We start from the raw sequence: 13940 nt of genomic DNA, 5'->3' as shown, positions 1-13940 counted from the left end.
GTTTTATCTCTTATTAATATTTATACAATGCCATCGATTATAAAAGCGAATACTTGCGGGGTTCAATCTGCAAGCAAAACTATAACTGTGTACCGATAAACTAGTTTATCTTTCAAGTTGCAGCTTTAGTTATCTGAAACTCGAAATCCATTGAGTTATAGATACATGGCATAAGATAAAAGGCATAGCTGGTTCATGATAGCATGAGCCAGCATTAAGTATCTTATTCATCAAGTTGATTGACGCTGATTCGGTTATTAGCATCAAGGATAGCTGCCTTTGCTCGGATTTTTGCTTCAAGCTGATCAATCAAATCTTTATTGTTAAGGCGCTCTTTTTGACGAATGCCATCTTCATAAAAGCCGCTTTTTGTTTTCGCTCCCGTTACGCCAAGTGTCGAAACTTCTGCTTCCCCGGGACCATTCACGACACAACCAATGATAGAAACATCCATTGGAGTGATTAAATCTTCAAGACGCTGTTCAAGCGCATTAACCGTACCGATAACGTCAAATTCCTGACGCGAACAAGTTGGGCAGGCAATGAAATTAATGCCCCTTGAGCGAATACGTAATGCTTTCAGAATATCAAAACCGACTTTAACTTCTTCCACTGGATCTGCGGCCAACGAAATGCGCAACGTATCGCCAATTCCTTCTGATAATAAAATTCCAAGACCAATTGAGGACTTCACCGCGCCAGCACGGGCGCCGCCAGCTTCAGTAATGCCAAGATGCAACGGCTGATCAATTTTTTGTGCCAGCAAACGATATGCCCCAACCGCCAAGAAAACATCAGATGCCTTGACACTCACCTTAAACTGATCGAAATTCAGGCGATCCAGAATATCCACATGACGCATTGCTGACTCAACCAATGCTTCTGGCGTAGGTTCGCCATATTTCTCCTGTAGATCCTTTTCCAGCGATCCACCATTGACCCCAATGCGAATTGGAATGTTATTGTGGCGGGCACAATCCACAACCTGACGGATACGCTCTTCGTTACCGATATTGCCAGGGTTGATGCGCAGACAGTCAACACCATATTCCGCGACTTGCAATGCAATGCGGTAATCGAAATGAATATCGGCTACAAGAGGAATACTGACCTGCTGTTTGATAGACTTGAACGCTTCGGCTGCATCCATTGTTGGAACTGAAACACGAACGATATCAACACCTACACGCTCCAGCGCCCTAATTTGATTGACAGTCGCCTCAACATCGGTTGTCCGTGTGTTAGTCATTGATTGCACCGCAATTGGTGCGCCATTCCCTATGGGCACATTACCGACATAAATACGTTTAGATTTACGTCTTTTTATCGGTGATTCATTATGCATTTTTTACATTACTCCCCTACATCCCTGTATTTTGTTTATAAAAATTACAACTATGCTGTGGTGAATAATACACGCTGTGATGAATAATACACACAGGCGAACATGAATTCTTAATTCAATGTTCGCCTAAATTTAAGGAGTCTATTTCAGTTTCAATTTAGCAGTGACATGTTTCTTCGCAAATGAACTCAGATCCACTGGTTTTCCTTTGAACAAAACTTCAACTTCAGCAGGTACTCCAATCGTCAATGAGTAAATCGACTCACCGGAAAATTTCAGGCTATCACCTTTATTTTTAATACCGCTGTACAACACATTGCCTTTAGCATTTCTGATTTCCAGCCAGGATCGACCTTTAAAATTTACAATGAGTCCATTGTTGTTCACCGCACTGATATCACTCACATCAACCAATGATGTACTCGCAACAGAATGATCCATCTCTGTATTGGCGGAAGAGGTCGAATTTTCTGTTGTCGTATTTGTTGCTGGTTTATTAACGGGCAATGATACTGTTTTAGGAGTAGAAGATACCGGAGCCATGCTGCTTACTGCAGTATCACTTGCTTCTGCTGGTGACGTTTTTTCTTGGGAAACATTACCTTGGGATGCCGCCACAGATTGCTTTTCTTTAAGAGGAACGGATTCGTTATTCTTTCCTATGGTTGGTGCTTTTTCAGAAGCTGTTACCTGAGCGTCCTTGGTACTATATTGTTCTGACATTGAAGACAATTCTGTTTGTTGTGCCCCATAGTTCTGCCACCACCACAGAACCGTCATTCCCAATAATAAAATGATAACAATCCATGTTATCTTCATTAACCAGCCATCACGCTTCTTACGTTTTTTCCCCGCAGAAAAACTTTGCATAGGAGACGTTTTTATAGCCTTAGATGGCATTTGTTTATCCAAAGTGCTCAAGATTTCAGACTCAGGCACTTGAACCAATTTTGCATAGGCACGAATATACCCACGCAAAAATGTTGGTGAAATACTTGACGGGATATTATCTTCTTCAATATCGCGAACAGTGGACAGTTTAAGACACAAGCGATCTGCCACAGTTTGCTGAGAAAGCTCATGCTTTTCACGAGCCTGACGCAAAATCTGACCTATTGTCAGATTGGCTTCTTCTGGGTAAGTTTCAGTCTTCATTATTAGCTAGGGACACTGGTACTGTTCTGGTTTAAAGAATTTACACAAATTAAATTGATAGAACATATCACTTAATTTATGTAGTGAAATCATCTAATTACTGAGTCGAACGCAAAAAATCATCTATCACAACTATAACGGTTTGCCATGCTTTCCGCGATCACCATACTTTCCGCGATCAATTGCTCCGCTTTTTCATACTGCTTTTGTTCACAAAGAAAAATATAGTAGTGACGTACTACAGTATCACTTCCAGCCGCATACTGCATGGCTATTCTATAATGCTGACTGGCGGTTTCCGATCGGCCTGCATATTGTTCATGCAGCGCCATACCTAGGTGAGCCTCCGAATGACGAGGCTCTGCCAGCAAAACTTTTTGAAAATGATATTTAGCGGCCGATAAATTTCGCTCCGCTAAATAAGCCTTCCCTAGCTGCAATCGTGTATCTATGGCAACAACCTGATAAGCGCGATGCGTTGGTCGTTCCACACACCCCGTTAACAGGCCAAAACAAACTATAGACCAACTTATTGATTTCCGTATCATACTATTTTCCTTTATAAGGATATGTCAAACTTTGCCAGATTTTTAGCCATTAATCGGTATTAAACAGAAAATTAGACTGTTTTTACCTGAATAGGTTCACCTGCCAAACGTTTTTTCAGTGTCCTTTTTGTTCTGTCAATCACATCACCGGCAAGCTGTCCACATGCTGCATCAATATCATCTCCCCTCGTTTTACGCACGATAGTTGTAAAACCATATTCCATCAGCACCTTAGAAAAGCGATCGATTCGGCTGTTGGAACTGCGCCCATAAGGTGCACCCGGGAATGGGTTCCACGGTATCAGGTTGATCTTGCTAGGGGTATCCTTCAGGCATTCCGCCAATTGATGGGCCTGTTCAACACTGTCATTGACGTGATCAAGCATCACATATTCCACCGTAACACGCCCCTGATTCGCATTGGATTTTGTCAGGTAACGACGCACGCTGGTCAAAAATTCTTCAATATTGTACTTGCGGTTAATGGGTACGATTTCGTCACGAATGTCGTCAGTAGGTGCATGCAAGGAAATTGCCAGTGCAACATCGATCATATCACCCAGTTTGTCCAGTGCAGGAACGACGCCAGAAGTTGACAATGTCACTCTGCGTTTTGACAGACCAAAGCCAAAATCATCCATCATGATTTCCATTGCTGGTACGACATTGTTCAAATTGAGCAATGGCTCTCCCATTCCCATCATCACCACATTGGTTATGGGACGACGGCCACTGGATTTCAGTGATCCTATAATCTTAGCGGCACGCCAGACTTGGCCAATAATTTCAGAAACCCGCAGGTTACGGTTAAAACCCTGCTGAGCGGTAGAACAAAATTTACACTCTAAAGCACATCCCACCTGAGATGAAACACACAGTGTCGCACGATCATCTTCTGGGATATAAACCGTTTCAACCTGTTGATCACCAACAGTAATCGCCCATTTAATAGTGCCATCAGAGGAGCGTTGCTCTTCTGCAACTTCTGGTGCCCTGATTTCAGCAACTTGTTGCAGTTTCGCCCGGAGTACTTTGTTGATATCGGTCATTTGCTCGAAATCGTCATAGCAATAATGGTAAATCCATTTCATGACCTGATCGGCACGAAAAGGTTTTTCTCCCATATCGACAAAGAATTGACGCATTTGCTTACGGTTAAGGTCGAGCAAATTGATTTTACCGTTTTTCTGTTCAGGCGTGACGGATACAGCGGAGGTTGAAGGTAGTGCGGTTTCGTTAAGTTGGGACATTTTTACATCGCCTCGTTGTTACACTTTCGGCTTTATGCTGATCTAATTTCAGCACTAAGTTTTCATGCGGTGACTGCCAATTCAATGGTCATTATCTTTTTAGGCAAGACTGAATTCGAGCCAAATTAAACGAACATTGAAATAAAATAATAAACGCCCCGCTGAATCAAATCAGTGGGGCGTTTCATTGTACAAACTTTACTGTTTATATGCTACTTAGATGCTACATGTAGCTAAGAGCTTTAAAAGCGAGGGAAAACTTCATCATCACTGAAAAAGTAAGCAATCTCGCGGGTTGCAGATTCAACAGAGTCAGAACCGTGAACCGCATTTTCAGTAAAGCTGTCTGCGTAGTCTGCACGCAGAGTACCTGCCAATGCATTATCAGGATTAGTAGCGCCCATCAGATCACGGTGACGTTGAACCACATTTTCACCTTCCAGAGCTTGTACCATAATTGGGCCAGAGGTCATGAACTCCACCAGACCATCAAAGAAAGGACGGCCTTTGTGTTCAGCATAAAAACCTTCCGCCTGCTCACGAGTCAGATGCAACATTTTGGCCGCGATGATTTTAAACCCTGCGCTTTCAAAGCGAGCATAGATAGAACCGATAACATCTTTCTTAACTGCGTTGGGTTTAATAATGGAAAAAGTACGTTCAATTGTCATTGGATAACCTCTTTGGCACTTTCAGCGATGATTCGATGATTCGATGATTCGATGATTCGTTATAATTTTTTATGCCCCAAACAAAACCGGAGGGACAACTCTACCCTGTATCTGATATCTGACAGGAATAAAAATAGGCGTTGATTATAGGAGGAGACTTTCTGCTTGCCTACAAAAAACACAACATTTTATTAAAACTTTCTTAGCGAAAATTATCATTTTTTAGCATAAATCACATTTTTGCTTGATTACATCCGGCAAGTTAAATTGCTTTACTGATATTTAACCTTAACATTGGACAAAATATCTGCACTGTGTGTTATTCTTTCTTGCTCTGCTGATTTTATAAAACAATGCCTATTTGGGCGAATAAATCCCGAATAGGCATTTTGATCACGATCATTGAATTGGTATTTTTTAACTTAATATCAATTATAAAACCGTATCTGTGACACATTGAACGAAAGGTTTAACTGCTTCACCCATTTCCTGATTTAACGGTTTATTAGTTTCATCAGAAACATTAAGATTTCCTTTTAATCGCTGATTGGCATCTTTAGTTGTTTTATCCAATTTTCCAATAATACTAATGGTATATTTACGGTCTGCAGGTAATAAATCTGTACATTTTATCAACGCTCCCTGTTGGGCTGACTCTTGGTTACGTTTAACACCTGTCACTGATGTATCAGCAAAAGATGCAGGAATATAAAATGCACCCAGCAATAAAACATATGAAAAATATCTCATCTTATTTCCTCACTGTTGACGTTTAATTAATTCCCCAATCCACGGGTATAATAATTGAATAACTAATCTTCTTTAAATTCCAATATATCCCCAGGTTGGCAATCCAAATATTGACAAATAGCATTCAGGGTAGAAAATCGAATACCTTTAATTTTTCCTGTTTTCAGCAGAGAAAGATTTTGTTCAGTAATACCAATGGCTAGAGCTAAGTCTTTAGATTTAACCTTACGTTTTGCCATGATCACGTCAAGATTAATAAGAATTGCCACGGTATCTCCTATAAAATACTCTGGTTTTCTTCATATATATCACATGCTTGATAAAGAATACGTGAGATGATCATCAGACAAACTGAAATGAAAATCGCAACAAAATGACTGGAAGTTAAACTTAATGAAATAAAGCGTTCACCTGCTGGCGCAGACATTGTTAACCACAGCGTTAGTAGAGGCTCACAAAAAATATCTAAAATACTCCATAAAACTACCCCCCAACCTGCGTATTCTAAATATTTAACTGTATCTTTGGAAAAATAATCACCTTTTCTGTAATTGCCGAACAATCGATAAAAAGCCCAAAAACTACCTACTAACGATAATAGTGGGATGGTTGATATCAATATTCCTCCCATTAATTTCCACGTACTAAAAGTATCCTTATCAAAATGTGATAATATTCTCCCAGTCAGGGAAAATTCAAACCCATATTTTTCCAAAATTAATTTTGGTTCCAGCCAGCTAGTAATATTCATCACTATCACAGCAAAAATAATCAGCAGCGATAATTTAGACATCACCAAACTAATTGTCGTTATTCGTGTGAGTTTTGAAGTGCGCATTATACATATCATCCGCTTTGAGTTTGGATCAAATTATAATCAAAAATTATCGTAAAACAATAATATCTCATCATTAAACATGAAATAAATTGCACTCAGGAACAGATCACATATCTAAGCTTATGTTTTTTATGAAAAATATCATGAAGAAGTAATACCCTAAACAGTGTCTGAACCACCTCAACTATCATCTCAGCATAAAATTGATTGAACTGACTTGACCACTAAAATCTAAAACACTGAGCTGATATTTACTTGGTTGTGATAAAGTTTTGCTCCAAGATTGGTTATTTTCTGTCACGGCAACTTGTTCACCATTCAAAAACCACCATTGTTTACCACTACCTCCTTGCGTCGTGATCCGTAAGTCCAAATCTTTTTTACCCGGAATACGCTTCAACACTTCTCCTTCACGGATTCCAATAATCAATAGTGGTGCTTCATCCATTTTTATGGGTGGGCATTTTAGATTAATGGGTGGAAGCCGACTTGCACGACGTTCCTTAACGGGTAGCCATGCTTCCAATGTGATTGGCCACAAACTTACCGTTTCAGAGTGGGCATCAGGGCAATCAGGAGCAACACGCAAGCCATTTTTATCCAGCCATATCCGCTCATTGATCCCTGAAATACTTTCTTGTTCCACTGCAGATAGTGTCGGGGGAATCGTATTATCCAGAATCCAGCTCAGACGACGCTGCCGACAGTTATTGCTGCCTTGAGGCAGAATAGTTCCACTCGGCCAGCAAATGGTTGCTTGCGTGACACTGGCTGGCCGGGGATCAACAGGAGTACGTATTGAGCTATAACGCAAATTCTCCATCAATAATCCATTTATTTGATTCATGATTGGTATCGCCGTAGCATACCCAAACTGACCAATGACAGGGGTTCCGTCTGGTCTGCCAACCCAAACTCCTATGGTATAACGAGCATTCAAGCCAATTACCCATGCATCTCTATAGCCATAGCTTGTACCTGTTTTCCATGCCAGCGGAACACTGGCGGGCAAAATATCATCAGGCTGAGGACGCCCCTCACCAGCCATAATCCTTCTGACAATCCAAGCCGCTCCGGCAGAGAATAATTGCCTGTCCCGTACTTTCTGCTGCGGTGTAAAACGCAGTGGGGATACTTTTCCCTGACGGGCAAAGGCACTGTAAGCCGAAACCAACTCATCCATACGAGCAGCAGTTCCCCCTAAAATAAGGGATAAATTAGGTTCACTGCCCAATGGGAAACGCAGTTTCATTCCCACATTATGCAAATTAGCCGTAAACCGTTTAGCACCATAGGCTTCAAGAAGCTGCACTGCGGGTAAATTCAATGATCTTACCAATGCATCACTAGCACTCACTGGCCCATTGAATCCACTATCAAAATTACCGGGTCTATAATCATTAAAGCGACGGGGAACATCCTGTAATAAAGACTCACCATGAATTAACCCATCATCCAACACCATGGCATATAAAAAGGGTTTCAGTGTGGAGCCAGGCGAACGCCACGCGCTTATCATATCCACGTGCCCAAAACGACTATCATCCTGAAAATCTACAGAACCAATATAGGCTTTAACGGACATGTCAGTGTGATCCACAATTAATACACCAATTGATGTTTTGGCTGCCAACTGATATTTCCAGTTAAGTGCCATATCTTCCAATTGACGTTGCAGACCAATATCGATGGTCGTTTGGATCACTTCCTGCTGATTTTCATTCACCATTCGCCTTGCCAATAATGGCACAAGATGGGGAATTTGACGTGGAGCCAGCCATATGTTTTCTTCTTTAACATCAGCTACTTTTTTCTCTGACCAAACATGATATTGCGCCAATCGCTCCAATACCTTATCACGTGCTGCTTGCGCTCGTTCTGGATAGCGATCCGGCCTTAACCTGCTGGGGGCTTGTGGCAATACAGCCAATAGTGCCGCCTCTCCAGACGAAAGTTCAGATGGTGATTTCCCTAAATAAGCCCAGCTTGCTGCCCCAATACCCTCCAATGTGCCACCAAATGGCGCACGATTCAGATACATCTCCAAAATTTCATCTTTTGAATAGTGCCATTCCAGTTGCAGTGTGCGCCAAATTTGTTTGAATTTTCCCGTAAAAGTACGTGGGTGTGGATCAATCAGCCGGGCAACTTGCATGGAAATGGTACTCCCCCCAGATACTATTTTTCCTGCGCGAAGATCTTGCCATGCAGCCCGCAAAAGGGAGATTGGGTTGATACCGGGATGTTTATAAAACCAGCGATCTTCATAAGTCAGTAATGCCTGAAGGTATTCAGGAGAGACTTGATCTAAAGTAACGGGATAACGCCAGATCCCCTCGCTATCAGTAAAACGCCACAACGGTGTGCCATCAACCCCCACCACTACACGCGCCATTTTGACGTTATGTATTGGCAATGGCCAGGTTTTATCTGCCAGCCACATTGCGGTGGAGGAAACCAACAAAACAACCAGAGTAATCGTCAAGATAAGCAGATAACTGCGGGAGAACAATTTTCTCATTCAAACCGTATCCGAAAGGAAATAGCCCCTATCTCGGAAGATAGGAGCTAATAATGATTAGCGGACAACTTCCAGTCTAGAGTCAGTTTCACCCACAGCACGCCAGTTAGGGACATACATGGATTCAACCTGTGGTGCTGGTACTTGATAAACTCCTGGTGCAACTGCACGAGCCAAATACAGTAATGTTACTGATTTATAAGATGGCACAGCAACTGCGGCAACAAAGCGATCATCTCGGTATTCGATGTGACGGATATCAGCATTTTGCATTTCTTCAATAAAATCTTTCAAACCCGTCGCACTATCATTCAAGCTGGCGCTACTGGCTGCCAAGTTTTGGTTTTCAATCTCCAATCCGGCTGGCAGTAAATCCACTATTAAGGCATCTGGCACTGATTGGCTTGCACTGACTTCTAACTTAACAACGACCATCTCCCCACTTTTCATGCGTTGGATGTAGGCTGAATTACCGTTTAAATCAAAGTAAGTTCGCTTAATTTTCAGTACATTTGAGTAAGGGTTAGGAGTGTTCAGTGGATATCCCACTATATTCAAACGCGAGTACAGTGTACTGTCACCACGGTTGCTGATATCCACACCTTTTAAAATCTGGTTTGCCGTTAATGTCTCAGTCAATGCACTATCACGGTTAAGTGGCGGCATTTGCTGGTTAATTGCTGCTTTCCACTGTTGTTCAGTGGTGCTAATAAAGTGACGTCCAGCCAGATACAGCGAATTACTTTCCTGTGTTGAGAAGTAACGGCGACTTGACAACTCATTGGATAAACTAAGCAGTTTTTCGTCACGATCTTTCTGCGACATATTGTGCTCTGTCAACAGGGCAACAATCAGTGCGTTATCACGGATAACACTGCCATAGTCACCCAATCCATAACCCGGCTCACGGGGTTTATTGACACCCAATCGAACAGCCTCATTACCACGGGTATTATCACCCATCATTTTTAGTGCAACACCCAGCTGAACCAGAGACAAGCCACTTTCAGCCTGCATCCGACGTTCATAGAGCTGCCTCAATCCACTCAACGGTGCTTTTTGCTGATTAGCCAACACCAAGCCAGCATAAGCCTGTACAGAAAATTGTGTCGCTATACGTGAACCATTATAACGATCACTGATGATAGTTCTATCCTGTAGGTAACGCAGTAAGCGGTTATTAGCCGCTTTCAGGGCATCAACGGGGACACTGTAACCCTGCTGGGTTGCATGAAACAGAAAATCCGTTGTATAAGCTGTCAACCAGAATTCTTCATCACCATTACGATTCCACAACGAAAAACTGCCATCATGGCGCTGCATGCTCAACAAGTGTGCAATACCAGCCTCAATGGCCTTCCTGCGTTTTTCATCACTTTGTGTGTTAATACCCAGCTTTTTCAATTCAGCTTCATTGGAATAGAGTGACGGATAAAGCCCACTCACCGTTTGTTCCAGACAGCCGTAAGGATAAGCATATAATTCACGAATATAACGTGCAATTTGCAATGGTGGCCTACTAGTCAGCAATAGCTGCCCTTCTACTGTTTCTGGTGCCAAACCTGAAATGGCTGTCAGAGGTAATTGCCAATTTTGGCCTTGATGAATCACATCAGCAAATTGAATAGTTTTGGCTGGGTGTGCAGGACGCACGCCTATTTTCCAACTGTTTTTATACTGTGTCAGTTTTTCGTCAGACAGGTTCAAGCCATCAATGGTCAGAAAAATTTCACCTTGTCCAAATCCATAATCTGCTTTAACCGGAATCTGGATAGTTGTCCGTTTCCCTTTTTCCAATATGAGTTTTTTGCTTGTTATTCCTTGTAATTTAACCAATCCTTCAGCAGCAAACTTCAATGTCAGGATCTGAGGTTGCTCCGTTGAATTGGTGATATCCAACGACAATTGGGACTGATCACCTCCCGCCATAAAGCGAGGCAATGACATCTGAGTAATGACCGGTGCCGCGACAATGATTTTACGTTCACTGTGACCGTATTCATCACTACTCCATGCCTGCGCCATCAATCTGAGCTCTCCATTGAAATCAGGAATAGGCAGGGTAATCTCACCTTCTCCATCGGCATTCAAAGTAATCGGTTTGGCTTGCTCTGCAATGATTTTTACTTCCGTCAGTGGCTTTTTACCACCTCGATCCAGCGTACTATCACTCCCATCCCCACCAAAGCGCAGGTTGGCCTGACGACCTTCTGCTTCAATCAGATGGCCGTAAACATCGTATTGATCAACGCTATAACGTTTACGGCCAAAGAACGCTTCATAAGGGTCGGGTGTTTTAAAATTAGTAATACTTAATACTCCTGAATCTACCGCTGAAAGCAGGACATTAACTTGTTTAGGCAGTGGTTGCCCCTGCTGAGGAGTAACTTTGATTTTGACTGAGAGATCCTGGTTTGGACGAATCTTGTCAGGTGCATTTAAAGCTAAATTCAGCTTACGTCCTTCATCCGTCAGTGGTATATGCAATACACCGATTGCTCGCTTAGGTGTTGCCTGACGGGATTTATCACCCGGACGCACAACAACCGCAGTGAGATATAAATCATGGCGAACCCACGCCTGATTAATGGGAACCTCAACATCCAAGCCTTTTTCTGTGACATTTATTTCCTGCCACCACAATGGGCCATCACTGGATTCCACCAACAAATAACCTTTACCTTCTTGTGGTGCAAACAAGCGCACTTTCATTTTTTCACCCGGTTTATAGGCGGGTTTATCCAGTGACAATTTAACCTGATCCGGACGCACGGCCCCTGTACCTCCGGTATTATCCTGCCATGAATACCCCGCCCAGAAATTTAAGCTGGTGACGAGCTGATTTTGCGGATTGAAAACTTCAATTCGATAAGTACCCCAGTCCACAGGGAAACTGATTTTAGCTGTGCCGTTTTCCGTAGTCTGTACATGTTCATCAGCCATTACCAAATCTTTCTGGTCATAACCCGAATCCCAGCCTGTACTATCAGACCAACGCCAATAGTAATCACGTCGTTCATATATCAGGCGCGCCTTTAATTCTGATGCAGCATATTTTTTGCCGCTGGCATCCGCATAAACTATTTCAAATTCTGCCAATGAATTTTCATCTACGTTATAGCGGTTTTCATCACGGCCAGTACGATAGTCATAAATGACCTTCTTATTGAAAAGCGGGCGTACACCAACCAATTTTTCAGCAGGCCAGATAGCCTGTTCAGCACGACGTGTTACCGGACGTCCACCAGACTCCAGCAAACTGGCTTGTACAATGACTGTTACCGGAGATGTGACAGACTTCCAGTTATTATTGCTGACAGAAAGGTTAGTTTTCCCTTCACTGTCTAAGGTTAAATCAAATTCATCCAGTGTCCGTCTCAAATCAGTTTCTTTTATGGAGCCGAATTCATATCCCGGTAATTTTGTTACGGCATTACGGACAGGACTCAGGAATAATTGCCCTTGCAAACGATTATCAGCAGCAGGAGCGCCGTACAGGTAACGACCTGTTATTGTGAATTCAACATTTTCATCTGTAAGTACAGGCTGATTATCAACGTTTCCTTTAATTTCTAGTGCCATTCTTTCAGGCATGAAATCTTCAACGTTAAACTTGTAATATCGTGGTGTGTTATCGCCTAAATCAAATCGCAGTGACCACATTCCCGTTTCAGCCTCACGAGGAATCGGGTAACGATATTGGTATAGATCGTTTTCTGCTTGCCAGACAAAACTGCGAACAACCTGATTATCTGCTTTCAATACATCCACTTTAACTGGCTGTGATTTTAGTGGATGACCATCAGCATCACGCAGTAAGCCATTAACAATCAATGTTTCTCCTGGCCGATAAAGATCTCTTGGGCCGAATACAAAAAACTGTTTGCTATACCCTTGCGACCCACCGATATCAAATTCGGAGAGATCTAATGCTGGCGAATTCAAGTCGATCATGCTGGAGTGTCCATTCTGGGTAGCCAGCAATAATCTTGCTTTATTACTTTTTTCAAGCGAAGCATGCCCATCACTGTCTGTTGTCGCTTTTGCCACAGACTGCCCTTTGGCGTCCAATAAACGGATCTCAACGCCTTTCAGACCAGAGCCTTGTTCCAGTGATTGGGTAAAGACATCGATCCTGTTCAGATAACTGTGCATGGAAACGCCAATATCACTCAATGTGAACAGGGTAACTGGATTACTATAGGAATATTTTCCCGCCTGCTGCATGACTGCCAGATAAACGCCATCTCTTTGCAGTTCTTTGATGTTACTTAGTGGCAGCAATATTTTTTCACGGGTATTGGCGGTAGGGTTGAGATCAAAACGGCCTGTATAAATTAATTCAGTTTCTTGCAGTAATTCTTTGGAATTCCAATAATTCATGTTACGGCTGTATTGCCAACTGGCGATAAATGAAGGTAATGCTTCATCTTTGATGCGGAAAAAATTGACATCTACGCGATCCACATTGAGGGCCAGAACAGGCAATCCTTCCGCTATCTTGCTAGGTAATAATAAGCCTTTACTGGCAAATCCAACTGTAGGAGTGATAGGGGCTGTATTAAATTTTTTCTGATAACCCGTCGTCAATCGACGCTCATTTATGCCTTTTATACCTTCATCAACCGTCAATCGTAATTCACGGGAAGGTGGCAAATGACGCAACCTAAGCTCCATCTGGTTATTAGAAAGTTCCCATGCACCATCCAATTTTCCCGATTTTACATCAACAAGGTGCATTTTTTGCGAAAAATCTTGGTTAGTACTACAGCCGTAATCCCTATTGTGCCATGATGGGGCTCTTCTTCCTTAAATAAAAGGCGGTGTCACATGCCATCCCCTGCCAAAATCTGGGAACAAGA

General features: G+C 42.4%; 9 protein-coding genes and 1 pseudogene. All 10 read right to left on the bottom strand.

Annotated features, from left to right (window positions below; all coding sequences use genetic code 11):
* Window positions 1–223: 223 nt before the first annotated feature.
* Window positions 224–1345, bottom strand: coding sequence for a flavodoxin-dependent (E)-4-hydroxy-3-methylbut-2-enyl-diphosphate synthase (gene ispG / locus Xvie_RS14350; protein ID WP_086109986.1), 1122 nt, complete (start codon window positions 1343–1345; stop codon window positions 224–226).
* 141 nt (window positions 1346–1486) lie between these two features.
* Complete coding sequence (rodZ, locus tag Xvie_RS14345; protein WP_086109985.1) at window positions 1487–2500, bottom strand: cytoskeleton protein RodZ; 1014 nt, start codon at window positions 2498–2500, stop codon at window positions 1487–1489.
* A gap of 119 nt (window positions 2501–2619) precedes the next feature.
* Window positions 2620–3048 (bottom strand): fimbrial assembly protein, encoded by a 429-nt coding sequence (locus tag Xvie_RS14340; RefSeq protein ID WP_086109984.1) that lies wholly within the window; start codon window positions 3046–3048, stop codon window positions 2620–2622.
* Window positions 3049–3119: 71 nt separating this feature from the next.
* Complete coding sequence (gene rlmN, locus Xvie_RS14335; RefSeq protein ID WP_086109983.1) at window positions 3120–4298, bottom strand: dual-specificity RNA methyltransferase RlmN; 1179 nt, start codon at window positions 4296–4298, stop codon at window positions 3120–3122.
* A 242-nt stretch (window positions 4299–4540) separates the two neighbouring features.
* Window positions 4541–4969: a nucleoside-diphosphate kinase gene (gene ndk / locus Xvie_RS14330; protein WP_086109982.1), complete on the bottom strand. Its 429-nt coding sequence runs from the start codon at window positions 4967–4969 to the stop codon at window positions 4541–4543.
* A 432-nt stretch (window positions 4970–5401) separates the two neighbouring features.
* Window positions 5402–5719 carry a hypothetical protein gene (locus Xvie_RS23270; RefSeq protein ID WP_244175657.1) on the bottom strand — a complete coding sequence of 106 codons (318 nt, stop codon included), beginning with the start codon at window positions 5717–5719 and terminating at the stop codon, window positions 5402–5404.
* Window positions 5720–5781: 62 nt separating this feature from the next.
* A complete protein-coding gene (locus Xvie_RS14320) occupies window positions 5782–5988 on the bottom strand; it encodes a helix-turn-helix domain-containing protein (protein WP_086109981.1) in 207 nt (68 codons plus the stop codon).
* Window positions 5989–5996: 8 nt separating this feature from the next.
* The gene (locus Xvie_RS14315) at window positions 5997–6557 is read right to left on the bottom strand and encodes a DUF2975 domain-containing protein (RefSeq protein WP_167376283.1); all 561 of its coding nucleotides are present in this window, start codon (window positions 6555–6557) and stop codon (window positions 5997–5999) included.
* Window positions 6558–6744: 187 nt separating this feature from the next.
* Window positions 6745–9078, bottom strand: a complete 2334-nt coding sequence (pbpC, locus tag Xvie_RS14310) for a peptidoglycan glycosyltransferase PbpC (RefSeq protein ID WP_086109979.1) — start codon at window positions 9076–9078, stop codon at window positions 6745–6747.
* Window positions 9079–9135: 57 nt separating this feature from the next.
* Window positions 9136–13839, bottom strand: a pseudogene (locus tag Xvie_RS14305) (alpha-2-macroglobulin family protein); the annotation flags it as partial.
* Window positions 13840–13940 lie beyond the last annotated feature (101 nt).

This window comes from Xenorhabdus vietnamensis, from assembly GCF_002127535.1.
GTDB classification, from domain to species: domain Bacteria; phylum Pseudomonadota; class Gammaproteobacteria; order Enterobacterales; family Enterobacteriaceae; genus Xenorhabdus; species Xenorhabdus vietnamensis.
The sequence above is the reverse complement of the archived record's forward strand: the minus strand, read 5'-3'. Positions and strand labels throughout refer to the sequence as shown.